Annotated in this window: 21 protein-coding genes; 15 read left to right on the forward strand and 6 right to left on the reverse strand. The window is 70.0% G+C overall.

Annotated features, from left to right (window positions below):
• The first annotated feature begins 50 nt into the window (after nt 1–50).
• Nucleotides 51–728, forward strand: a complete 678-nt coding sequence (gene trmD / locus ACXJ3V_RS01005; protein ID WP_457098394.1) for a tRNA (guanosine(37)-N1)-methyltransferase TrmD — start codon at nt 51–53, stop codon at nt 726–728.
• A gap of 5 nt (nt 729–733) precedes the next feature.
• Here trmD and ACXJ3V_RS01010 read toward each other — a convergent pair whose 3' ends face one another.
• From ACXJ3V_RS01010 to nirB, 4 genes are read right to left on the reverse strand one after another with little or no spacing between them, the layout of a single operon-like run.
• On the reverse strand, nt 734–1,882 hold the full coding sequence (locus ACXJ3V_RS01010; RefSeq protein WP_457098395.1) for a uroporphyrinogen-III synthase: 1,149 nt from the start codon (nt 1,880–1,882) through the stop codon (nt 734–736).
• On the reverse strand, nt 1,879–3,111 hold the full coding sequence (cobA, locus tag ACXJ3V_RS01015; RefSeq protein WP_457098396.1) for a uroporphyrinogen-III C-methyltransferase: 1,233 nt from the start codon (nt 3,109–3,111) through the stop codon (nt 1,879–1,881). Before cobA ends, ACXJ3V_RS01010 begins: the two co-directional genes overlap by 4 nt.
• Nucleotides 3,108–3,494 (reverse strand): nitrite reductase small subunit NirD, encoded by a 387-nt coding sequence (gene nirD, locus ACXJ3V_RS01020; protein ID WP_457098397.1) that lies wholly within the window; start codon nt 3,492–3,494, stop codon nt 3,108–3,110. Before nirD ends, cobA begins: the two co-directional genes overlap by 4 nt.
• On the reverse strand, nt 3,491–6,073 hold the full coding sequence (gene nirB / locus ACXJ3V_RS01025; protein ID WP_457098398.1) for a nitrite reductase large subunit NirB: 2,583 nt from the start codon (nt 6,071–6,073) through the stop codon (nt 3,491–3,493). Before nirB ends, nirD begins: the two co-directional genes overlap by 4 nt.
• 327 nt (nt 6,074–6,400) lie before the next feature.
• On the opposite strand from nirB, the gene pyk reads away from it, so the two are divergent.
• Genes pyk through treZ form a run of 4 tightly spaced genes read left to right on the forward strand, consistent with a single transcriptional unit; the run spans nt 6,401 to nt 14,199 of the window.
• Nucleotides 6,401–7,822, forward strand: a complete 1,422-nt coding sequence (pyk, locus tag ACXJ3V_RS01030; protein WP_457098399.1) for a pyruvate kinase — start codon at nt 6,401–6,403, stop codon at nt 7,820–7,822.
• A 52-nt stretch (nt 7,823–7,874) separates the two neighbouring features.
• Nucleotides 7,875–10,088, forward strand: coding sequence for a glycogen debranching protein GlgX (gene glgX / locus ACXJ3V_RS01035; RefSeq protein WP_457098400.1), 2,214 nt, complete (start codon nt 7,875–7,877; stop codon nt 10,086–10,088).
• 2 nt (nt 10,089–10,090) lie between these two features.
• Nucleotides 10,091–12,469, forward strand: coding sequence for a malto-oligosyltrehalose synthase (treY, locus tag ACXJ3V_RS01040; RefSeq protein WP_457098401.1), 2,379 nt, complete (start codon nt 10,091–10,093; stop codon nt 12,467–12,469).
• Nucleotides 12,466–14,199 carry a malto-oligosyltrehalose trehalohydrolase gene (gene treZ / locus ACXJ3V_RS01045; protein WP_457098402.1) on the forward strand — a complete coding sequence of 578 codons (1,734 nt, stop codon included), beginning with the start codon at nt 12,466–12,468 and terminating at the stop codon, nt 14,197–14,199. Before treY ends, treZ begins: the two co-directional genes overlap by 4 nt.
• 15 nt (nt 14,200–14,214) lie before the next feature.
• On the opposite strand, the gene map is transcribed toward treZ, so the two are convergent.
• Nucleotides 14,215–14,997, reverse strand: coding sequence for a type I methionyl aminopeptidase (map, locus tag ACXJ3V_RS01050; RefSeq protein WP_457098403.1), 783 nt, complete (start codon nt 14,995–14,997; stop codon nt 14,215–14,217).
• 115 nt (nt 14,998–15,112) lie between these two features.
• Here map and ACXJ3V_RS01055 point away from each other — a divergent pair, with 115 nt between their 5' ends.
• The 9 genes from ACXJ3V_RS01055 to ACXJ3V_RS01095 all read left to right on the forward strand — a co-directional run bounded on the left by ACXJ3V_RS01055 (nt 15,113) and on the right by ACXJ3V_RS01095 (nt 22,315).
• Nucleotides 15,113–15,610 carry an MFS transporter permease gene (locus ACXJ3V_RS01055; RefSeq protein WP_457098404.1) on the forward strand — a complete coding sequence of 166 codons (498 nt, stop codon included), beginning with the start codon at nt 15,113–15,115 and terminating at the stop codon, nt 15,608–15,610.
• Nucleotides 15,611–15,781: 171 nt separating this feature from the next.
• Nucleotides 15,782–16,129, forward strand: a complete 348-nt coding sequence (rplS, locus tag ACXJ3V_RS01060; protein ID WP_457098846.1) for a 50S ribosomal protein L19 — start codon at nt 15,782–15,784, stop codon at nt 16,127–16,129.
• A 162-nt stretch (nt 16,130–16,291) separates the two neighbouring features.
• Complete coding sequence (lepB, locus tag ACXJ3V_RS01065; protein WP_457098405.1) at nt 16,292–17,089, forward strand: signal peptidase I; 798 nt, start codon at nt 16,292–16,294, stop codon at nt 17,087–17,089.
• On the forward strand, nt 17,086–17,745 hold the full coding sequence (locus ACXJ3V_RS01070) for a ribonuclease HII (protein ID WP_457098406.1): 660 nt from the start codon (nt 17,086–17,088) through the stop codon (nt 17,743–17,745). Before lepB ends, ACXJ3V_RS01070 begins: the two co-directional genes overlap by 4 nt.
• Nucleotides 17,746–17,795: 50 nt before the next feature.
• The gene (locus tag ACXJ3V_RS01075; protein ID WP_179432955.1) at nt 17,796–18,119 is read left to right on the forward strand and encodes a DUF2469 family protein; all 324 of its coding nucleotides are present in this window, start codon (nt 17,796–17,798) and stop codon (nt 18,117–18,119) included.
• Between the two features lie 117 nt (nt 18,120–18,236).
• The gene (locus ACXJ3V_RS01080; protein ID WP_457098407.1) at nt 18,237–18,599 is read left to right on the forward strand and encodes a YraN family protein; all 363 of its coding nucleotides are present in this window, start codon (nt 18,237–18,239) and stop codon (nt 18,597–18,599) included.
• A complete protein-coding gene (locus tag ACXJ3V_RS01085; protein WP_457098408.1) occupies nt 18,596–20,125 on the forward strand; it encodes a YifB family Mg chelatase-like AAA ATPase in 1,530 nt (509 codons plus the stop codon). Before ACXJ3V_RS01080 ends, ACXJ3V_RS01085 begins: the two co-directional genes overlap by 4 nt.
• Entirely contained in the window at nt 20,122–21,348 is a 1,227-nt protein-coding gene (gene dprA / locus ACXJ3V_RS01090; protein WP_457098409.1) for a DNA-processing protein DprA, read from the forward strand. The genes ACXJ3V_RS01085 and dprA overlap by 4 nt, the downstream gene beginning before the upstream one ends.
• A gap of 61 nt (nt 21,349–21,409) precedes the next feature.
• A complete protein-coding gene (locus tag ACXJ3V_RS01095) occupies nt 21,410–22,315 on the forward strand; it encodes a tyrosine recombinase XerC (protein ID WP_457098410.1) in 906 nt (301 codons plus the stop codon).
• Between the two features lie 15 nt (nt 22,316–22,330).
• Here ACXJ3V_RS01095 and ACXJ3V_RS01100 read toward each other — a convergent pair whose 3' ends face one another.
• Complete coding sequence (locus ACXJ3V_RS01100) at nt 22,331–22,870, reverse strand: murein hydrolase activator EnvC family protein (RefSeq protein ID WP_457098411.1); 540 nt, start codon at nt 22,868–22,870, stop codon at nt 22,331–22,333.
• 328 nt (nt 22,871–23,198) lie between these two features.
• Between ACXJ3V_RS01100 and rpsB the strand changes: the two genes are divergently transcribed.
• Nucleotides 23,199–24,167, forward strand: coding sequence for a 30S ribosomal protein S2 (rpsB, locus tag ACXJ3V_RS01105; protein ID WP_457098412.1), 969 nt, complete (start codon nt 23,199–23,201; stop codon nt 24,165–24,167).

Consider the following 24,167-nt stretch of genomic DNA (forward strand, 5'->3'; position numbering starts at 1 on the left):
AGGGCTTCGTCACACGGTCGAAACATGGTCGGTTGCCTACACTCGAAGCCATGCGCATCGACATCGTCACGATCTTTCCGGCGTTCTTCGATGTGCTCGACGTCTCGCTCATCGGCAAGGCGCGCGATCGCGGCATCCTCGACATGCACGTGCACGACCTGCGGGGCTGGACCCACGATCGGCACCGCACCGTCGACGACACGCCCTATGGGGGCGGCGCCGGCATGGTGATGAAGCCGGAGCCGTGGGGCGAGGCGCTCGACGAGCTGCTCGCGCCCGATTCGGTGCTGCTGGTGCCGTCGCCGGCGGGAGACCTGTTCTCGCAGCGGATGGCGCGTGCGCTCGCCGAGGAGCGGCACCTGGTGTTCGCCTGCGGGCGATACGAGGGGATCGACCAGCGGGTCGTCGACCATTACGCGACGCGCGGACGCGTGCAGCTCGTGAGCCTCGGCGACTACGTGCTCAACGGCGGCGAGGTCGCCGCGATGGCGGTCGTCGAGGCGGTGTCGCGTCTCGTGCCCGGTGTCGTGGGCAACCCGGAGAGCCTCGTCGAGGAGTCGCACGAGGACGGGCTGCTCGAGTACCCGAGCTACACGAAGCCGCCGGTGTGGCGCGAGCATGAGGTGCCGCCGGTGCTGCTGAGCGGAAACCATGGGGCCATCGCGGCCTGGCGCCGAGAGCAGAGCCTCGAGCGCACCCGGCTCAATCGGCCGGACCTGCTGGGCTGAAACGCTCAGGGCGCCGCGTCCGCCGGATCGATGACGTTCAGGCGGTACCCGCGCTTGACGACTGTCTTGATGAGGTCGGGGGCGCCGAGGGCCTCGCGCACCCGGGCGACCGCCATCTCGATCGCGTGCGTGTTCTCGCCCGACCGCGGCAGGGCGCACTGCAGCTTGGCGCGCGACACGACGCCGCCCGCGGCATCGAACAGGCTCGCCAGCACATCGACGCCGGTCCGCGAAAGCGGGATGTGTACGCCATCGAGCACCGCCCCCGAGCTGCGCAGCTCGAGCCGTCCCGCGACGGTCTCCAGCGACGGGGCGCTGCCGCCGCCGAAATGGGTGACCACGCCCCGCACGAGTGAGCCGAGCCGGCCGCGATCCGCCTGCAGCGGCGCGATGCCAAGCCGTTCGAGGGGACCGGCCGTGATGGGCCCCACCGCCGCCATGAGCACGCGACCGGAGCGGGCTCGCGCGATGATGTCGTCGAGCAGCTCTTCGCGATGCGCGGCGGCGAGCCATTCCGCGGCACCCGGCGCCGAGGTGAACAGCACCGCGTCGACCTCTCCGGCGGCAGTGGCGGCCACCGACCGCCGCACGACGGCTTCATCCGGCGGCGGGCCCCAGCGGTAGACCGTGAGGCTCACGACATCCGCGCCGTTGTCCTCGAAGAGCTCGTCGAGGCCGTCCGCCCCCGATCCGTGGTGCTGCACGGCGATCCGGCGGCCTCGCACGCTCTCGGCGAGCAGGTACTCACCCAATTCCGTCGATGTCTCGGACTCCGCCACCCAGTCCGCGGTCAGACCCGCCTGCTGGATCGCGCCACGCGCCTTGGGTCCGCGAGCCACGATCTGGGCGCCGGACAGCACCACCTGCAGGTTGTCGAGCAGACCGGCCTCATCCGCCGCCTCCATCCACCCGCGGAAGCCGACGCCGGTCGTGGCCACCACGACGTCAGGGGGGTCGGCGATGAGCTCCCGCGTCCGGGCGATGAGCGCTTCGTCATCGATGTGGGGCACGATCGTGAGCGCGGGGGCGGTCCGCACGGCCGCGCCGTGCCGCTCCAGGGCCGCCGCGAGCTCGCCAGAACGACGATCGACGGCGATGACGATCGTGCAGCCTTCGAGCGCTGCGGACAGGGTGGGGCGGGGTGGAGCAGTCAAGGCGCGACATCACCTGCCATTTCTCGGTCGGGGAGAAGGAGTCCGGCGCGGGCGACCGCACCGATGACGATCACCGCAGGATTGCGCACCCCCGCGGCGGCCGCATCGGCGACGGCCTCGGCGAGCGTGGTGCGGGTCGTGCGCTGCTCGGGGGTGTGACCTCGTTCGATGATCGCCACAGGGCGATCTCCGGGCACGCCCGCGGCGGTCGCTGCGGTGACGAGCCGGGGGAGCGCCGCGACTCCCATGAGCACCACGGTGGTGACGGTGTCGTCGGCGAGCGCCGCGATGGTCGAGGGTGAGGTCTCCGCCTGGCCGTTGATGACATGGACGGATGCCGCGCTCCCGCGGTGGGTCACCGGGATGCCCGCTGCCTGTGGCACGGAGACCACGCTCGTCAGGCCCGGGACGACTTCCACCGCCACACCCGCCGCGAGGCACGCGGCGACCTCTTCGCCGCCGCGCCCGTACACGAACGGGTCGCCGCCCTTGAGTCGCACCACGCGTCGGCCCGCTTTCGCGTGGAGGACAAGGAGCGCGTTGATCTCCTCCTGGGGCACCGGGTGGTGGCCCGGCCGCTTGCCGACATCGATCACCTCGACGTCGGGATCGAGTTCGGACAGCACATCGGTGGGCCCGAGCCGGTCGGCGATGACGACGTCGGCCTCGGCCAGCAGACGCCGCCCGCGCACCGTCATCAGGTCGGCGGGACCCGGCCCGCCGCCCACCAGGTCGACGCGTCCGTTGGGCGTCGGGCGACGACGTCGGACGGGCAGCGCGCCCTCGCGCAGGAGAGCGCCGATCGTGTCGCGCAGGTGCCCGGCGCGCCCGGGGTCGACTCCCGCGTCCGAAACGACGCCGACGACGACATCGCCGGAGCGGGTCTCTGCGGCGAGGCGGGCGGTGCCGTGGGCGCCGTCCGAGGCGTTGACGCAGAGGATGCGGCGCTCTTCGCACGCGGCGGCGACGTCGGCATCGACGCGGGGATCGCCGGTCGCGGTGTGGACGAGCCAGGCGTCATCGACGTCGGTCGCCTGCACCGCTCGTGCGACCCAGGGGAGCCGGTGGGCCTCCACGAGTGCGGCGACGGCGTCGGACAGCGCGGGGGCGACGATCCGGACCGCGGCGCCGTCCTCGAGGAGGCGTTCCACCCGGCGCGCGGTGACGGCGCCGCCGCCGACCATGACGACCGTGCGGCCCGCCAGCGAGACCCCGAGCAGAGTGGTCATGAGGGGCTCTCCCAGCGCACGAGCACATCGCCGCCGCTGACCGAGACCGGCCAGACCTGCAGGGATTTGGCGTCCTTGCCCTGGGTGTCGAGGCAGGCTCCGGTGCGCAGATCGAAGACCTGCTTGTACATCGGGGAGGCGACGGTCGGGGCATCCTGTCGGGTGCCGACGATGCCGCGCGAGATGACGTTCGCGCCGCTGTACGGATCGAGGTTCGACACGGCGTGGACGCGGCCGCTGTGCAGCAGGAATAGGGCGAGCTGCGTCGAGCCGAGCAGGGCCGCGCGACCGCGCTCGACTTCGAGGTCGGTCAGGCTGCACACCCGCACCCACCCGGCCGGCACTGTCGAAGGGGCGAGGGCTCCTCGCTCGAGAAGGGTCATCGGCGCACCTCCAGGATCGTGCCGGCGATGAGCACGCCGCGGTCGGAGCGCTCCGATTCTGTTGCGGGCCGCGCCTGACCACGCTCGGCGGTGTACGCGAGCGACGGGTCCGGCGTGGTGGGGGCGTTGACGAACGAGGCGAAGCGGCGGAGCTTCTCGGGATCCTCGAGGGTGGCCTTCCACTCGTCCTCGTACGAGCCGATGTGCGTCTGCATCGCGGTGTCCAGGTCGGCGCAGATGCCGAGCGAATCGTCGAAGATCACCGCACGGAGGCCCTCGATGCCGCCCTCGAGATCCTCGAACCACGGTGCCGTGCGCTGCAGACGGTCCGCGGTGAAGATGTAGTACATCAGGAACCGGTCGATCGCGGTCAGCAGCTCGGCGTCGCTCAGCCCCTCCGCGAGCAGCACGGCGTGCCTCGGGGTGAAGCCGCCGTTGCCGCCGACGTACATGTTCCAGCCCGCCTCGGTGGCGATGACGCCGACGTCCTTGCCGCGCGCCTCGGCGCACTCCCGAGCGCACCCCGACACCCCGAACTTGAGCTTGTGCGGCGACCGGAGACCCCGATAGCGCAGCTCGAGCTCGACAGCCATGCCCACCGAGTCCTGCACGCCGTAGCGGCACCAGGTGGATCCGACGCACGACTTCACCGTGCGCAGCGACTTGCCGTAGGCGTGTCCCGACTCGAATCCAGCCTCCACCAGCCGCTTCCAGATGTCGGGCAGCTGCTCCAGGCGCGCGCCGAACATGTCGATCCGCTGGCCGCCGGTGATCTTCGTGTAGAGCCCGAAGTCCTGGGCCACCGTGCCGATCACGAGCAGTCCCTCGGGCGTGATCTCGCCGCCGGGGATGCGCGGCACCACCGAGTAGCTGCCGTCCTTCTGGAGGTTCGCCATGACGTGGTCGTTGGTGTCCTGCAGGGTGGCGTTCTCTCCGTCCAGCACATGCGCGCCGACGAGCGTCGAGAGGATGCTGGCGAGTGCGGGCTTGCAGATGTCGCAGCCGCGGCCGACGCCGAAGCGCTCGATGACCGCACTGAAGGTCGTGAGCCCCGACACGCGCACCGCGTCGAAGAGCTGCCGGCGGGACATGTCGAAGTGCTCGCAGAGCGCATTGCTGAGGGCCGCGCCGGAGCGTGCGAGCTCGGTGCCGACGATCTTCTTGATCATCATCACGCAGGAGCCGCAGGCGGCGCCGGCCTTGGTGCAGGCCTTGATGCCCGCGACATCCGTGCAGCCGTCCTCATGCACGGCGTGGCGAATCGTGCCCGCTGTGACGCTGTTGCACGAGCAGACCAGCGCCTCGTCGGGAAGGGCGCCGCCGGGTGCCTCGACGCCGCCTTCGGGCATCAGATACGCGGCCGGGTCCGCCCCGAGCGCCCCGCCCACCAGGGGGCGCAGCGACCCATAGGCCGCGGCATCGCCGACGAGGATGCCGCCGAGCAGCGTCTTCGCATCGTCGGAGAGCACGAGCTTCTTGTAGACGCCCGCGACCGGGTCGGCGTAGACCACGTCGAGCGCACCGGGGGTGGTGGCGAATGCGTCGCCGAAGCTGGCCACGTCGACGCCGGAGAGCTTGAGCTTCGTCGCGAGGTCGTACCCCGGGAACGACGCCTCGCCGCCCAGCAGCCGGGTCGCCGCAACCTCGGCCATCGCGTAGCCGGGGGCGACCAGCCCGATGCTCTGCCCTTCGAAGTTCGCGACCTCGCCGATCGCGAGGATGTGCGGGTCGGACGTGCCGCAGCCGGCATCGATGAGGACTCCGCCGCGCTCGTGCACACCCAGGCCGGACTTGCGCGCGAGCTCGTCCCGCGGACGCACTCCGACCGTGAACACCACGACGTCGGCGCCGTGGTAGCTGCCGTCCCGGAACTCCAGGCCGACCACCCGGCCGGCCTTGTCGGCATCCAGGCGGGTCGTCACGCTGCCCGTTCGCACGCCGATGCCGCGGGACTCGATCAGGCGGCGCAGGGCGTTCCCGGCCGGCAGGTCGAGCTGCGCGGACATGAGCCGATCGGAGGACTGCACCACGGTGGAGTTCACGCCGAGGTTCTGCAGGGCACCGGCCGCTTCCAGTCCGAGCAGACCTCCGCCGATCACCATGCCGGTGAGCGGGCGGCCGAGTTCGCCCGACCGGGCGGTCACGTAGGTGCGCAGCGCCTCGACGTCATCGAGGGTGCGGTAGACGAAGCATCCGCGGTGTCCGAAGCCGTCCACCTTGAGACGGGCGGCGAACGAGCCGGTCGCGAGCACCAGGTGGTCGTACGAGACGGCGATCCCGCTCGCGGTCACCACACGCCGTTCGGCCTGTTCCAGTCGCGCGACCGGGTCGCCGGGGAGGAAGGTGATCCGCGGGTCGCCGTCGATGATCGCGCGATCCAGGGTGAGCTCATCGGGGGTCGCCCCGCCGAAGAAGGAGGTCAGCCCGACGCGATCGTACGGTGCACGCCCCTCCTCGCCGATCAGGGTCACCCGCCAGTCGGCGCCTGCACGCGACAGCAGGCTCTCGACGAAGCGATGCGCCACCATGCCCGCGCCGACCACGACCACATGCGTGGCGGGCGGATCGGGGTGGAGCATGCCGTCACGGTAGCGAGGCGATGTTGCGTCGAGGTCCGTCTTCTGTTTCGAGAAAGCGACGATCTTCGAAGCGCGGGGTTCGTTCGGGGTCATGGCGTCTCCTGCCGATGGGCGGGGTGGATCCGTGCTCCGAACGTACGAGCGTGGTGTTTCCGCACCGAGCCGGATTCCATTACCTCGAGCGAACTTCTTCCTCACACGGGGCGCACGCGCCTTGTGAGAAGTCGTGGCCGTGGACGCATAGGCGTCGATCTTTAACATCGTCTTCACACACCACGCCGCTCCGAGCCGACAGACTGGGATCGTCGGTCAGCGAGAGGACCACCTATGCGTCGTGCCAAGATCGTCGCCACCCTCGGCCCAGCCACGTCGTCGTACGAGAGCATCGAAGCTCTCGTGCGCGCCGGGGTGGATGTGGCGCGGATCAACCGCAGCCACGGCGACTTCGCCGTTCACGAACAGGCCTATGCCAATGTCCGCAAGGCGAGCGACGCCACGGGTCGCGCCGTCGGCGTGCTGGTGGATCTGCAGGGTCCGAAGATCCGGCTCGCGCGCTTCGCAGACGGCCCCCATCAGCTCGAGCCTGGTGACATCTTCACGATCACGACCGAGGACGTGCCCGGCACGAAGGAACTGGTCGGAACGACGTTTCCGCAGCTCGCCCAGGACGTCACCGCGGGGGACACCCTCCTCGTGGACGACGGCAAGATCCGGTTGAAGGTCCTCGACACGGACGGCGTCCGGGTGCGGACTGAAGTCGTCGTGGGTGGGATGGTGTCGAACAACAAGGGCATCAACCTGCCGGGGGTGAACATCAGCGCTCCCGCGATGAGCGAGAAGGATGAGGCGGATCTACGCTGGGCGCTGCGCATCGGGGCCGACCTCATCGCCCTGTCCTTCGTGCGGAGCCCGCGCGATGTGCAGCGGGCGCGAATCATCATGGCCGAGGAGGGCATCCGCGTCCCGATCATCGCCAAGATCGAGAAGCCGGAGGCCGTCGAGCATCTCCAGGAGATCATCGACGCGTTCGACGGCGTCATGATCGCTCGTGGCGACCTCGGTGTGGAGCTGCCGCTCGAGGCCGTGCCGATCGTCCAGAAGCACGCCATCGAACTGGCGCGCCGGTGGGCGAAGCCGGTCATCGTCGCGACGCAGATGCTCGAGTCGATGATCGAGAATCCGGTCCCCACGCGCGCGGAGACATCGGATGTCGCCAACGCGGTCCTCGACGGCGCCGACGCGGTGATGCTCTCGGGTGAGACGAGCGTCGGTGCGCACCCCATCGCGGTCGTGGAGACGATGGCGCGGATCATCGAATCCACCGAGGAGCACGGGCTCGGCCGCATCCCGCCCCTCGGCACGAAGCCGCGCACCCAGACGGGGGCGATGACGCTGGCGGCGGCGAGCATCGCGGAGTTCGTCGAGGCCAAGTACGTGTGCGTGGTCAGTCAATCCGGCGACTCGGCGCGGCGCATGTCGCGGCTGCGGCATCGGATCCCGATCCTGTCGTTCACCGACCAGGCGACCACGCGCTCGCGCAACGCGTACCTCTGGGGCGTCGAGACGTTCCTGGTCCCCCGCGCGCGCACGACCGACGAGCTCATGGCTCTCCTCGATGACACGCTGGTGCGGTCCGGCCGCGCCGAGCAGGGCGATCGCGTCGTCGTCACCGCGGGAGCTCCTCCCGGCTCGGCAGGGAGCACCAACAACGTGCGGGTGCACATCATAGGGGCCGCTGCCGGCGAGTGATCCCGTTGAGCGCCTCGGCTAGGGTGGGGATCCATCTTCAGGGAGGACCTCCGTGCAGGCATGGCCAGGATCTGCGTATCCACTGGGCGCGACATATGACGGGAACGGCACCAACTTCGCGCTCTTCAGCGAAGCCGCGGAGCGGATCGAACTGTGCCTGTTCGGCGATCGGGGCAAGGAGACCCGCGTTGAACTGACAGACGTCGATGCCTACGTCTGGCACGCCTATCTCCCGAGCATCGGCCCGGGGCAGCGCTACGGCTACCGCGTGCACGGCGAGTACGACCCCACCAACGGGCGCCGGTTCAATCCCAACAAGCTCCTGCTCGATCCTTACGCGAAGGCCGTCGAGGGCCAGGTGCGGTGGAACCAGTCGGTGTTCGGGTATGACTTCGGCGATCCCGACTCGAGGAATGACGACGACTCGGCGACGTCGATGATGAAGGGCGTCGTCATCAACCCGTTCTTCGACTGGGCCGGCGACCGCATGCCGAAGACGCCCTACTCCGAGTCGCTGATCTACGAAGCGCACGTGAAAGGCCTGACGCAGCGCCACCCCGGCATTCCCGAGGAGATCCGCGGAACCTACAGCGCGATCGGGCATCCCGCGATCATCGAGCACCTGAAGCGCCTCGGCGTCACAGCGATCGAGCTCATGCCGGTACACCAGTTCGTCAACGACGCCACCCTCCAGGAGAAGGGGCTGTCGAACTACTGGGGCTACAACACCGTCGCGTTCCTCGCCCCGCAGAACACCTACTCGGCGACGGGTGAGCGGGGCCAGCAGGTGCAGGAATTCAAGGGCATGGTGCGCGCCCTGCATGCCGCGGGCATCGAGGTGATCCTCGATGTGGTGTACAACCACACCGCCGAGGGCAACCACATGGGGCCGACCCTGTCGATGAAGGGCATCGACAACGCCGCCTACTACCGGCTCGAAGACAAGGACCACCGCTACTACACGGACTACACCGGCACCGGCAACAGCCTCAATGTCGGCAACCCGCACGCGCTGCAGCTCATCATGGACTCGCTGCGCTACTGGGTGCTCGAGATGCACGTCGACGGATTCCGCTTCGACCTCGCTGCCGCGCTCGCGCGCGAGTTCTACGACGTCGACCGACTCGCGGCCTTCTTCGAACTCGTCCAGCAGGATCCGGTGGTGTCGCAGGTGAAGCTCATCGCCGAGCCGTGGGATGTCGGGCCCGGCGGCTACCAGGTGGGCAACTTCCCCCCGCAGTGGACGGAGTGGAACGGGAAGTACCGCGACACGGTCCGCGACTTCTGGCGCGGCGAGCCGCAGGCTCTCGGAGAGTTCGCGTCACGGCTGACCGGCTCCGCAGACCTCTATGAGCACTCCGGGCGCCGGCCCGCGGCATCCGTCAACTTCGTCACCGCGCACGACGGCTTCACGCTCCGCGACCTCGTCTCGTACAACCGCAAGCACAACAAGGCCAACGGCGAACAGGGCCGCGACGGCGCCGACGACAACCGATCGTGGAACGGCGGTGCCGAGGGGCCGACCGACGACACGGAAGTCCTCACGACGCGCGCTCGGCAGCAGCGCAACTTCATCGCGACCCTCATGCTGTCGCAGGGTGTCCCGATGCTGCTGCACGGCGACGAACTGGGTCGCACCCAGCAGGGCAACAACAATGGCTACGCGCTGGACAGCGAGATCACCTGGGTCGACTGGGAGTCGGCGGACCAGCCGCTCATCGAGTTCACCGCAGCGCTCGCCCGCCTCCGGCGCGACCACCCGACGTTCCGCCGCAGCCGCTTCTTCAACGGCCGTCCGGTGAAGCGCGAGGCCGGTGCGCCGGTGCCCGACATCGCCTGGGGCCGTCCGCAGGGCGACCTCATGCAGCCCGAGGACTGGGACAACGGATTCGGTCGCGCGATCAGCGTCTTCCTCAATGGCCATGGCATCCGCGAGCGCGACCGTCGCGGTGAGCAGATCACCGATCGGCACTTCATCCTGCTGTTCAACGCGGGGGACGAGCCGATCGACTTCCACATTCCGGACATCGAGTTCAGCCCGGACTGGGACATCCTCGTCGATACCGCCGGCGATCAGGCCGGCGGCGATGCGGTCGTACCGGGATCGGCGGTGCGCGTCGAAGCGAAGGCGATGATCGTGCTCGGCGAGCACACCGCTCCTGAGGCGGACGCCGATCACTCCGTCGCAGCGTCGCTCGCGGCGGCGGTGCCCTCGAGCGCTGAGGACATGCCGGCCCATGCCCCACGGCCGGAGGTCCTGAAGTAGCCGTGCGCCCATTGTCGACGTACCGCCTGCAGATCAGGCCGGCTTTCGACTTGGATGCCGCGGCCGCCGTCGCCGGGTACCTCCACGATCTCGGCGTCGACTGGGCCTATCTCTCCCCGCTGCTGCGCGCGACCAGCGGCTCCGACCACGGCTACGACGTTGTCGACCCCTCGCAGGTCGATCCGGTGCGCGGCGGGGCCGCGGGACTCGAGCGGTTCGCGCGCGCAGCGCGGACGGCGGGTCTCGGCATTCTGATCGACATCGTCCCGAACCACATGGGGGTCTCGAAGCCCGCCGAGAACCCCTGGTGGTGGGACGTGCTCACGCACGGGCGCGACTCGCCATACGCCGATGCTTTCGACATCGACTGGGAGTTCGGAGCGGGTCGCCTGCGCGTGCCGCTCCTCGGCGCCGAGCTCGACCGGGTCGTGGCGGCCGGGGAGCTCACCGTGGATCCGATGCCCACGGCACTCACGCCGTTCGGCGCGCTGCGCTACTTCGACCACATCCTTCCGCTCGCACCCGGCTCGCTCGACGGACTCGCTGAGGGCGATGTGCCCGCCGTGCTCGAACGTCAGCACTGGGAGCCGGTCTTCTGGCGCGACGAGGCCACCCGGCTCAACTATCGGCGGTTCTTCACCATCACGACCCTGGCCGGCGTCCGGGCCGAGGTGCCGTGGGTCTTCGACGAGACCCACGCGGAGATCCTCCGGTGGGTGCGCGAAGGGCTCGCCGACGGTCTGCGCGTCGACCACCCGGACGGGCTCGTCGACCCCGGCGGCTACCTCGAACGGCTGGCCGAGGCGACCGGCGGGGCGTACGTGCTCGTGGAGAAGATCCTCGAGCACGCTGCGACCGATCATCCCGAGCAGCTCCCCGCCTGGTGGCACACCGACGGCACGACCGGCTACGACGCGATGGCGGAGATCGATCGGGTGCTGATCGACCCGTCAGGGGAGCGGATGCTGCAGCTCGTCGATGCGGCCGCCCGCCGCGAGAGCGGCCAGGGCGCTGCAGTGGCGTGGCCCGATCTCATCCACGCGACCAAGCGGATGGTGGCGGACGAGAGCCAGGCGGCCGAGGTGCGGCGACTCGTACGCTGCCTGCCCGAGGGGATCGACGGATCGAGCGTGGCGCAGGACGCGATCGCGGAGCTGCTCGCCTGCTTCCCCGTGTACCGCTCGTATCTGCCGGGCGGAGCCGGATGGCTCGAGGCGGCCGCGGCCCTGGCATCCGCCCATCGCCCCGATCTGGCTGAGGCGATCGCTGTGCTCGTCCCCGTGCTCGCCGACCCCACCCTGGAGGTCGCCCGCCGGTTCCAGCAGGTGACCGGTCCGGTGATGGCCAAAGGTGTCGAAGACATGGCCTTCTACCGGCAGACGCGTCTCGGCTCGCTCACCGAGGTCGGCGGCGACCCGTCCGTGTTCGCCCTGTCCGTCGATGGCTTCCACCGCGCTCAGATCGCTCGGCAGGCGAGCTGGCCGCACACGATGACCACACTGTCGACCCACGATACGAAGCGCGGCGAGGACGTGCGCGCCCGGCTGTCGGTCATCGCCGAGCTCGCGCACGACGAATGGGCCGCAATCTACGCGGGGCTGCGCGCTCGGGCGACGACCGGTCACGCGGCCACAGACAGCCTGCTGTTCCAGGCGGCGATCGGGGCATGGCCGATCTCGCGCGAGCGCCTGCACGCCTATGCCGAGAAGGCCGCCCGCGAAGGCGGGGAGCGCACCAGCTGGCGCGATCCGGATGCCGCGTTCGAAGCCGGCCTGCGCCGCTTCGTCGACGACATCTTCGATGATGCGGTGCTGCACCGGCTCATCACGTCGGCCGCAGATCGCCTCGCGCGGTACGGGTGGTCGAATTCGCTGGCGGCCAAGCTGCTGCAGGTCGCTGGACCGGGTGTTCCCGACGTCTACCAGGGGTCGGAGCTGTGGGAGACCTCACTCGCGGACCCGGACAATCGACGCCCGGTCGACTTCGCCCTGCGGCGCCGGCTGCTCGCCGGGATCGACGCGGGCGGTTCGCTCCCGCCGATCGATGAGAGCGGTGCGGCGAAGCTGCTGGTCACCTCACGCGCGCTCCGGCTGCGACGGGATCGGCCGGAGCTGTTCAGCCGCTACACGCCGATGACGGTCGTGGGCGAGGCATCCGGCCATGCGATCGCGTTCGACCGCGGGGGAGTCGTCGCGGTGGCGACCAGGCTGCCGCTCGGCCTCGAGCGGCGCGGCGGCTGGGGGGCGACGGCGCTGCTGCGCCACGCCGGTCCCACCGTGGACGTGCTCACCGGTCGGCGCTACGCAGGCACCGAGCTCGCGCTCCGCGACCTGCTGTCCAGCTATCCGGTGGCGCTGCTTGCCGCCGAGGAGGTCGCGTGATCGAGGTGTGGGCGCCACGGGCGGCGCGAGTGCGGATGCGGCGGCCCGGGGTCGACGACGTCGAGCTGACCGCCGGACCCGACGGCTGGTGGGCGGCGCCCCAGGTCCTGGCGGACGGCGACGAGTACGGGTTCGTGCTCGACGATGCCGCCGTCACGCGCCCCGATCCGCGCTCGCGGAGGCAGCCGCAGGGCGTGCACGCGGCATCCGTCCATCACGACCCGACCGCCTTCCCCTGGACCGACCGGAGCTGGACCGGGCGGCAGCTCGCCGGCGGGCTGATCTACGAGCTGCATGTGGGCACGTTCACCCCTGAGGGCACGTTCGACGCGGCCGTCGAACGGTTCCCCCACCTGCTCGAACTCGGCATCACCCATGTTGAGCTCCTGCCGGTGAACGCCTTCAACGGGGAGTGGAACTGGGGCTACGACGGCGTGCTCTGGTACGCCGTGCACGAGCAGTACGGCGGCCCCGCGGCCTATCAGCGGTTCGTCGACGCCGCCCACGCCAACGGGCTCGCCGTCATCCAGGACGTCGTTTACAACCATCTGGGCCCGAGCGGCAACTACCTGCCGGAGTTCGGCCCGTACCTGCGCGGCGCGCAGCGCAACACGTGGGGCCTCAGCGTCAACCTCGACGAGCCCGCGGTGCGGTCGTTCATCGTCGAGAACGCCCTGATGTGGCTGCGGGACTACCACGTGGACGGCCTCCGCCTCGACGCGGTGCACGCGCTGCACGACTCCGCGCCCCTGCACATCCTGCAGGAGGTCGCCCTGGCATCCGATGCGCTCTCCGCGCAGCTCGGTCGCCCGCTCAGCCTGATCGCCGAGTCCGATCTCAACGATCCCAGGCTGATCCTGCCGCGCGAGGCCGACGGCTGGGGACTGACCGCGCAGTGGAGCGACGACTATCACCACGCGGTGCACGTCGCGGTGACGGGCGAGATGACCGGCTACTACGCCGACTTCGCCCCGCTCTCGGCGCTTGCGAAGGCCTGGACCCAGGGGTTCTTCCACGATGGCACCTGGTCGTCGTTCCGTGGACGCGACCACGGCTACCCGATCGATCCGCGGGTGCCGGCCTGGCGGCTCGTGACCTTCGGTCAGGATCACGACCAGATCGGCAACCGGGCGGCCGGCGACCGGCTGTCGCAGACGCTCGACGACCGCAGCCTGCAGCTCGTCGCCGCCCTCACCCTGTTGACCCCCTACACGCCGATGCTGTTCATGGGGGAGGAGTGGGCGGCCTCAACGCCCTGGCAGTTCTTCACATCGCATCCCGAGCCCTGGCTCGCCACCGCCACCGCGGAGGGACGCATCGACGAGTTCGCGCGCATGGGCTGGGATCGCGCGCTCGTGCCCGACCCGCAGGATCCCGAGACCTTCCGGCGTTCCAAGCTGCGCTGGGACGAGATCGGCGACGGTCGGCACGCTCGCACTCTCGCCGTCTACCGCGAACTCGCGGCCCTGCGCCGCAGCGAGCCCGCACTGACCGATCCCGTCTTCGCACACACCCGCGCCGAGGTGGACGAGCAGCAGCGCTGGGTGCGCCTCGGCCGCGGCGATCTCGAGCTCGTGCTCAACCTCGCCGAGACGCAGCGGTCGGTCCCGGTGGGCGGCGCTGCGCACCGCCTCTGGGAGACGGATGCCGCGAGCACGAAGCTGCGGGGCGATTCGGTCACGCTCGGCGGCCGGTCGGCCGTCGTGCTGCGGATCACGCGACCGGAGTGATCTCGGCCGATCCGCTCAGTCGACGCCGAGGAACGAGCGGTCGGTGAGGACGATCGGGCCGGCTTCGGTGATCGCGACGGTGTGCTCCCAGTGGGCGCCGCGAGAGCCGTCCGCGCTGCGGAGCGTCCAGCCGTCCGGGTCGGTGATGAGTTCATCGGTCGTGGCGAGGAACCACGGCTCGAGCGCGACGACGAGGCCTGGGCGCAGCGGGTAGCCGCGGTTGGCCTTGCCGTCGTTGGGCACGTGCGGGTCGCCGTGCATGACCCGACCGACCCCGTGTCCGCCGAAGTCCGTGTTGATCGCGTAGCCGTCGGCGTGCGCGACCTTCGAGATCGCGTGCGAAATGTCGCCGATCCGCTTGCCGACGCGCGCGGCCGCGATCGCGGCATCCAATGCCCGCTTCGTGGTGTCGATCAGGGCGAGGTCCTCTTCGCGGGGGGTGCCGACGACGAACGAGACGGCCGAGTCCGCCACCCAGCCGTCGATCGACACGGCGAAGTCGAGCGACACCAGATCGCCGTCGCGCAGGGCGTAGTCGAAGGGGAGGCCGTGCAGCACGGCGTCGTTGACCGAGGTGCAGATCACCTTGCCGAACGGACTGGCGCCGAACGACGGGTGATAGTCGATGTAGCAGGACTCCGCGCCGGCGCGCCGGATCAGATCGTGGGCGCGACGGTCGATCGCCAGGAGGTTCGTCCCGACCTTCGTCTCGTCGCGGAGCGTGGCGAGGGTCTCTGCCACGAACCGCCCCGCCGGTCGCATCTGCTCGATCTCGGCCGGGGTGCGCAGTTCGATCATCCTGTTCCTCTCGTCGATCCATTCTGGCGGATCGAATCTGGCGCGGGCTGTGAGGACACCGACTGACACGCCCATCCCGCCTCTGCACCTCGTCATTCGGCGTAGCATCAGTGCCATGTGGCTGCGTCGCGCGTACTACGGCTGGCTGATCCCGGCGGCGTTCCTGCTGCCCCTGTGGCTCCTCGTGGGCTGGGCGGTGTTCCGCGCAGGGGGCTGGGCGTTCCTGTGGACCCTCTTCCTCGCGATCCCAGCTGTCTTCATCGGACAGCTGGTTCTGACATTCCTCGTGCGTGCGCGCGGCACCGTGCGTTCGCACCGGGCGGTCTCCTGGTGGGATGTCCTCGGCTTCACGGTGTGGCACGCGCTGATCATCGCGCTGGGCTTCTTCAACCAGGCCTGGTGGGCGCCGGTCATGATCGTGACGATCCTGGTGGGGGTCGGCCTGTTCTGGCTCACACTCTGGCAGCTGCTCCGCGAGGCCAAGCCGTCGGGCATGGTGATGTACACGACGGAGGGCATCGCGTACGTGCCGCCGACGGCATCTCCCCAGGATCAGCCCCAGCCGAACGAGGTCATCGTTCTCACCGAGAAGCGCGACGCCGACCGCAGCTGACCCAGGTTTTGGCTCGCCGGGGCATCCATGGCAGAATGGATCTTTGTGCCCCGACCAGGCTCTGCCTCAGGGGAGTCCGTCGCCTGACGCATGCGTCGGCGGCCTCGGGCACACGAATCCTTTTCCTTCCAACTCGCGGTCGACCTGTGGCGGCCGCAGAGAGACATGATCATGCAGATCCTCGACTCCGTCGATGCGGCATCGCTCCGCAACGACATCCCCGTCTTCGCCCCCGGCGACAACGTGAAGGTTCACGTCAACATCACCGAGGGAAACCGCTCCCGTATCCAGGTCTTCCAGGGCGTCGTCCTGGGCCGCTCGGGTGACGGCGTGCGTGAGACCTTCACGGTCCGCAAGATCAGCTTCCAGGTGGGCGTGGAGCGCACCTTCCCGGTGCACAGCCCGGTCATCGACCACATCGAGGTCGTCACCCGTGGCGACGTGCGTCGCGCGAAGCTCTACTACCTGCGCAACCTCCGCGGCAAGAAGGCCAAGATCAAGGAGAAGCGCGACCGCTGACGCGCTCTTCCTGACGAAACCCCGGGTGATCCACCCGGGGTTTCGTCGTCTCGTTTGAGGGTCGTCACCAGATGACGCGCGTGCGCCGCCTGCGTGCGACGGAGTGTGCGACCCTTGATTCATCGACTCGCCGACGTCCCGGCGAGCCCGGCGAAGGATCCCATGACGACCGAGCAGACCGCCCCCGCGGAGCCGATCCCGACGCCGCGCCGATCGTCCGATGGCTCCAGACGACATCGCGGGTGGCTTTACTTCCTGCGGGACGTCCTCGTGATCGTGCTCATCGCGATCCTGGTGTCGTTCCTCGTCAAGACGTTCGTGGTGCGCTCGTTCTACATCCCGTCGGGATCCATGGAGGACACGCTCCTGGTGAACGACCGGATCCTCGTCGATGAGATCACGCCGCGCTTCGGCGGCTATGCCCGCGGGGAGATCATCGTCTTCCGTGACCCGGGCGGCTGGCTTCCGCCGTCGGCCGCGGCAGCGCGCCCGCCGGTCATCGAGGCCGTCGACTGGGTGCTCGCCCTCGTCGGCCTGTCCGCCCCGGATTCGGACGACCACCTCGTCAAGCGACTCATCGGGCTGCCCGGCGATCACGTGATCTGCTGCAACGCGATCGGCCAGGTGACCGTCAACGGCGTGCCGGTCGACGAGACCGCGTACCTGAAGCTGCCGAACGGCGAGACCAGGGCGTCCGGCGATCCCTTCGACATCGTCGTGCCCGACGACAGCCTCTGGGTGCTCGGCGACAACCGCTATCGGTCGAAGGACTCGCGCTACAACCAGGATCAGCCCGGCAAGGGCTTCGTCCCGGTCGAGAACGTCGTAGGCCGCGCGTTCCTCATCACGTGGCCGCTCGGCCGCTTCGGCGCCCTCGATTTCCACCCCGAGGTGTTCGCGGGGGTTCCCCAGCCATCGCCCGACGCGACGGCCAGCCCCCAGGAGGGCTCGTCGAAATGACCGTGGTCGAGCCGCGACTGACCCTCGAGCGCCGGCTCCTGCGCGAGCATCCGATCGTGATCGCCTGCGATGAGGTCGGTCGCGGGGCCCTGGCAGGCCCGGTGGCGGTGGGCGCTGCAGTGCTCACCCCGGTCGGTGCGCGCCGGCGCATCCCCGCCGGTCTGCGCGACTCGAAGCTGGTTCCGGAGCCGAAACGGGCGGATGTCGCGGCTCGCGCCGCCGCGTGGGTGTCGGCGAGCGCCGTCGGTTGGGCCAGCAGCGCCGAGATCGACGAGATCGGCATCATGCGGGCGCTCGGGATGGCCACGATCCGCGCCCTCGCCGATCTCCGTGGGCAGGGCGTCGTCCCCGAGGAGGCGATCGTGCTGCTGGACGGCAACTACGACTACATCACTCCGGCCGGCGCACATGGGCTCACCGTCCGCCCGGTGATCAAGGCCGACCGCGACTGCGCGAGTGCGGCCGCGGCATCCGTCATCGCCAAGGTCGCGCGGGACGCATTCATGACCCAGCTGCACGACGAGGTTCCCGCCTACAGCTGGAACCGCAACAAGGGCTACGCGAGCCCTGATCACCGCGAGGCGATCCGCGTGTACGGCATCAGCACCCACCACCGGGCGTCCTGGTCGATCACCGATGCCCCGACCCTCTTCTGAGCCGGACTGCGCGGTCGCGCCCCAGCGCGCGACCGTAAGATGGAAGCACCATGGATGACGAAGTCTTCGAGGACTACGACCGCGAACTGGAACTGGCGCTCTACCGCGAGTACCGCGACGTCGTCTCGCAGTTCCAATATGTGATCGAGACCGAGCGCCGGTTCTACCTCGCGAACGAGGTCAACGTCGTTCGGCGCGACACCGAGCACGACTTCTACTTCGAGATCTCGATGACCGATGTGTGGGTGTGGGACATCTACCGCGCCGACCGGTTCGTGAAGTCGGTGCGTGTGCTCACGTTCAAGGACGTGAACGTCGAGGAGCTCTCGCGTCGCGACTTCCACCTCCCCGAGGAGCTCTCGCTCGACAGCTGAGCGCTGTCGGCGGGTCGGTGTTCCACCCGCTCCTCCACACCGGCACCGGTTCGGGGTGATCCACGGATGCGCCGTTGACCTCGTCGCGCCCCGCGGTCCGCGCGACAGCATGCCTTCATGGCTGACAAGGACGTGCTGGGACGGGCGGGCGAGCAGCGTGCCGCCCGACACTTCGAGACACTCGGCTTCGAGGTGCTCGATCGCAATTGGCGGGCGCGCGGGGGAGAGCTCGACCTCGTCGTCGCGACCGCCCGAGAGCTCATCGTGGTCGAGGTCAAGACCCGCAGCACCGAGAGCTTCGGACACCCGTTCGAGGCGCTCACCGAGCAGAAGAAGGCGCGCCTCTGGCGGCTGGCGATGGCCTGGATTGCGGCTCATCCCGACCAGGCGCAGGGCAGACGGCTGCGCATCGACGCGATCGGGCTGATCGGAGCGGACCCGGCTTCGGCCACGCTCGAGCACTTGGCCGGCATCGTATGACGGTCGCGCGCACGTGGTCGGTCGCCCTGCTCGGGGTCGAGGGCGCCCTGGTCGAAGTCGAAGCCGATCTGTCCAATCAGACCCCAGAGCTCAAGATCATCGGCCTCGCCGACAAAGCGCTCGGTGAGGCCGCGAGGCGCGTCCACAATGCGTGCGCCAACAGCGGGCTGTCGCTCCCGCGGCGTCGGCTCACCATCAACCTCTCGCCGGCGAGCCTGCCCAAGCAGGGCTCCGGCTTCGATCTCGCGATCGCCATCGCCTCGCTCGCGACGGAGGTGGAGATGGATGCCGCGTCCCTCGCGTCGACCGTCCACCTCGGCGAGCTCGGGCTCGACGGCCGGCTCAGGCCGGTTCCCGGCATCCTTCCCGCTGTCGTCGCAGCGGCCCGCGAAGGCATCACCCGCGTCGTCGTGCCGCAGGCGAACACCGCCGAGGCGGAGCTGGTCGAGGGTGTCACCGTGCTCGGCGCCGTCAACCTCGCCGAGGTCGCGCGCTGGCACGGGGCCCGCGTCGCTGCGATCGTCCAAGACCCGATCCTGCCTCCCGAGACGGCGACGACGCCGCTTCCGATCCCGGAGCTCGCCGAGGTCATCGGTCAGCGCGAGGCCGTCGATGCGCTCGTCGTGGCGGCCGCTGGTGGTCATCACCTCCTGATGTGCGGACCCCCGGGAGCGGGCAAGACAATGCTCGCGCGGCGCCTTCCCGGCATCCTCCCTCCGCTGGACGAATCGGCCGCGCTGACGGCAGCCACGATCCGCTCGCTCGCCGGGGAGCCCGTGACGACCCTCACCCGCACGCCGCCGTTCGAGGCTCCGCACCACTCGGCGAGCGTGGCGGCCTTGGTCGGCGGCGGATCCCGGGTGGTGCGACCGGGCGCGATCGCCCGTGCGAGCGAAGGAGTCCTGTTCCTCGACGAAGCGGGCGAGTTCCCGTCGAACGCGCTGGATGCGCTCCGTCAGCCGCTGGAGAGCGGAGCCATCGTGATCCACCGTGCGGGCGCCACCGCCTCGTTCCCGGCACGGTTCCAGCTCGTCCTCGCGACCAACCCGTGCCCGTGCGGCGACTACGGGGTTAAGGGCGGCTCATGCAGCTGCCCGCCGATGGCGATCCGCCGCTACCTCGGGAGGCTCTCCGGACCCCTCCTGGACCGCATCGACATCGAGCTCTCGCTCGCCCGTGTCGCTGTCGCGCACGCGGTGACGGCCGGGGGCGAGACGGTCACCACGGCGACCGCCCGAGAGCGCGTGCGCGAGGCGCGCGCGAGATCCGCGGCACGGCTCGCCGGCACGCCATGGCGCCTCAACGCGCAGGTGCCGGGCACGTGGCTGCGCCAGGGACCGCTCGCGCCAGACCCCGAGGTGCGCCGCCCGCTCGATGCGGCGCTCCATCGCGGAGCGCTGACGCTGCGGGGCTATGACCGGGTGCTGCGCGTCGCGTGGTCGATCGCGGATATCACCGGCAGCGACCGTCTGGGCGCTGCCGAGATCGGCCGGGCGCTGTATCTGAAGAAGGGAATCACACAATGAAGGCATTGGATCTGAGCGCTCGGCATGCCCGGCAGCAGCTCGCCGGCATCGTCCGCATCGACGAACTGAGCGACGAGGCGATCGTCGATCGGTGGTCGAGAGCGGTCTGGAGTCACCTCGTCGAGCCCGGCGACGGCATCGCCGGTCGGCTGATCGAGACTCTCGGCGCCGAGGGGGCGCTGCGCACTCTGCTCGCGGGACCACCGCACGACCAGCTGGGTGGACTGTCGCTGCGGGAGCTCGCCGAAGCGTGGAAGCGATGGCAGCCGCGGCTGGCCGCCGATCCGCTGGCGACCGCGCTCGAGATCGCCCGGCGCCAGAGTATTTGCCTCGTCGGTCCGGCCGATCCGGACTGGCCGGACCAGCTTGACGACCTCGGCGCGCACGCGCCGGTGTGCCTCTGGGTGCGCGGCGACGTCGGGGCGCTCCGTCGCCTCCGGCCGTCGGTGGCGGTGGTCGGGGCTCGGGCGGCGACGTCGTACGGCGAGCACGTCGCGGTCGAGATCGCGTCCGACCTGGCCGGCGGGGGAGTGCCGATCGTGTCAGGCGCGGCGTACGGGATCGACGGGGCCGCCCACCGCGCCGCGCTGGCCGTCGGCGGCCTCACCGTGGCCCTCCTCGCCGGCGGCGCAGACCGCTCCTACCCGGTCGGCCATGCTCAGCTGATCGACCGCATCGCCGCCACGGGTGCGGTGATCAGCGAGGTTCCCTGCGGCTCCGCGCCCACGAAGTGGAGGTTCCTGCAGCGGAATCGGTTGATCGCCGCTTTGGCCGGTGCCGTGGTGGTGGTCGAGGCAGGGTGGCGCAGCGGCTCGCTCAACACGGCAGGGCACGGCGTGTCACTCGGACGCCCCCTCGGAGCCGTGCCGGGACCTGTGACCAGCGCCGCCTCGGCCGGGTGCCACCGGCTGCTCCGCGAGTTCGGTGCCGCCTGCATCACCGACGGCGCCGATGTGCGAGAGCTGCTCGGACTGGTCGAGCCCGGGGCGCAGGCTGTCGACGAGGCGCTGTTCACGATGGGCGCCGACGACGGCCGGCCCTGGACCGACCACCGCACGCGGGCGACCGACGCGCTCAGCACCCGCGCATGGCGCGACGTGACCGACGTCGCGCGGCGCAGCGGCATGAGCGTTGCGGCGATCGAGAGTCTGCTGGGTCTCCTCGCACTCGAAGGCCTCGTGCAGGGTGGGCCGCAGGGCTGGCGGAAGGTTCCGGTGGGCTGACCTGTGCCAGGGCGCGGAGCGCCGCGGACCCGGTGTCGGCCGATGCGGGCATGCTGGCCGTATGCGGATCGACGAAGCGGCGGAGGTGTACACCGCCTATCTGCGCGACGTCCGGCGACTGTCCGATGCCACCGTGCGCGCCTACCGCTCGGACCTGGCCGATTTCGCCGCGAGCGCCGGCTCCACCGATTTCGAGGATGTCGATCTCGAGCTGCTCCGCGAGTGGCTGTGGGCGGCCACCAAGCGCGGCGATGCGCGTTCCACGATCGCCCGGCGTACGGCGGCCGTGCGGGGGCTGTTCTCCTGGGCGCTCGAGCACGGGCATGTCACGTCGGACCCGTCCCTCCGACTCGTCTCGCCGAAGCGTGGGCGGACACTCCCGAAAGTGGCCACCGCGGACGCCCTGTCATCCCTGCTCGATGAGCTCTCCCGCGCGGCATCCGGCGGCGATCCGATCGCGCTGCGGGATCACGCCATCCTCGAGCTGCTCTACGGCTCGGCGGTGCGTGTCTCGGAGCTGTGCGGCCTCGACATAGACGACCTCGATCCCGATCGCCGCACGGCACGCGTGACCGGAAAGGGAGACAAGGAGCGCGTGGTGCCGTACGGTCTGCCGGCGTCGAAGGCGCTGGAGGCCTATCTCGTGCGCGGCCGGCCTGCGCTCACCGCCCGTCGCGCATCGTCCACGGCCGATCGTCCGCTGTTCCTCGGCGCCCGCGGAGGTCGGCTCGGATCCCGCGCGGTCTACGATCTCGTCGCCCGCACCCTCGGCCCGATCGTCGGCGGTGCCGCAGGGCCGCACGCCCTCCGCCACTCCGCCGCGACCCATCTTCTGGACGGGGGCGCTGACCTGCGCACGGTTCAGGAACTGCTCGGCCACGCGAGTCTCGGCACCACCCAGATCTACACCCACGTGTCCAGCGAACGTCTCGCCGCGGTATACCGGCTGGCTCACCCGCGGGCGTAGTCGCGGCATCCGGAGTCAGTCGCAGCAGGGCAGCAGCACCGCGCGCGGCAGTGCCCCGAACAGCAGCAGCGGGTTGACGTACTCGCCGCCCAGTCGCACGCCGAAGTGAATCGTCCCAGGCGGCGCATGCCCGCCGACCGAAGTCACGCCGACCCTCTGGCCCCTGTCCACCCGCTGGCCGACGACCACCGCACCGTCGACCGGTTCGAGGGTGGTGACGAGCCCACCGTAGTGGTCGATCGTGACGACCCCGCGGCCGGCGATGCTCCCCGTGAAAGCGATCACTCCGTCGGCGGGGGCGCGGACTTCGGCACCCGCGGCGGCCGCCAGATCGATGCCGCGATGCCCCGGACCGAAGCGATGCGCGGGGGCGACGTACGCCACCACGATCCGCACCGGATGCACCGGCCACACCCAGCGCAGCGCAGAGGTGCCGAGCTCGAGCCCGACCGCGGGGCGAGCGAGACCTGCCGCGGCATCGGCGGGTGGCGATGCCGCGGAGACGCTGAAGGCGAGCAGCACGACGACGAGCGGGAGCGTGAGAAGACGGGCCACAGCTCAGGGTCGCCCGCTTCCGACGTGCACAGGCGGCCGTTGACGAAGGCCGGGGGGAGCGGCTCACCCTGGATGCGGGGGAGGAGACGGCGGCTGATACACTGGAAAGGCATCCCGCTGTGCGGGGTGACTCCGCGTGCCCAATGCGCGACTAACCGGTTCGCCGGTCCCTGAGCTTGTCGAAGGGCGTCGCGCGGCATCACACCCATCGGTCTCCAGAGCGAAAGCGCTGCGAGTGGGCGTGTGTCCGGGCACCAGGCTCGCCGGCCGAACGGTCCGGCGCAATCAACCGCAAGAGGCGCGCAAGCGCCAGGACAGGAGAACGGCCATGGCCGTCGTCACCATTCGCCAGCTGCTCGACAGCGGCGTCCACTTCGGACACCAGACCCGCCGGTGGAACCCGAAAGTCAAGCGCTTCATCCTCACCGAGCGCAGCGGCATCCACATCATCGACCTGCAGCAGTCGCTGACGTACATCGACAAGGCGTACGAGTTCGTCAAGGAGACGGTCGCCCACGGCGGCACGATTCTCTTCGTCGGCACCAAGAAGCAGGCACAGGAAGTCCTCGCGGAGCAGGCCACGCGCGTCGGTCAGCCCTACGTGAACCAGCGCTGGCTCGGTGGTCTGCTGACCAACTTCCAGACGATCTCCAAGCGCCTCGCGCGCATGAAGGAGCTCGAGGAGCTCGACTACGAGGTTCCCGCGAACAGCGGCTTCACCAAGAAGGAGCTCCTGCTCAAGAAGCGCGAGCTCGACAAGCTCCACAAGTCGCTCGGCGGCATCCGCAACATGACCAAGACGCCTTCGGCGATCTGGGTCGTCGACGCGAAGCGCGAGCACCTCGCGATCAACGAGGCCACGAAGCTGGGCATCCCGGTCATCGGCATCCTCGACACGAACGCCGACCCGGACGAGTTCCAGTACCCGATCCCCGGCAACGACGACGCGATCCGTTCGGTGAGCCTGCTCACCCGCATCATCGCCGACGCCGCCGCCGAGGGCCTCATCCAGCGCCACAACCCGGCCGACGAGTCGGCTGAAGCTGCCGAGCCCCTGGCCGACTGGGAGCGCGAGCTGCTCGAGCAGGGCGCGGCTGAAGAGGTCGCTGACGCGGTCGTCGAAGCCGTCGTCGAGGCTGAGGCCGCCTCGGGCATCGATGTGGTCGAGGTCGACGTGGTCGAGGTCGTCACCGAGACCGCCGATGGCGTCGAGGTCGAGGTCGTCGAGGTCGACATCGTCGAGGCTGACGCAGCCGAGGCCGAGGTCGCCGAGGCCCCCGAGGCCGACGCCAAGTAG

The sequence above is a fragment of the Microbacterium sp. P5_E9 genome (genome assembly GCF_054049175.1).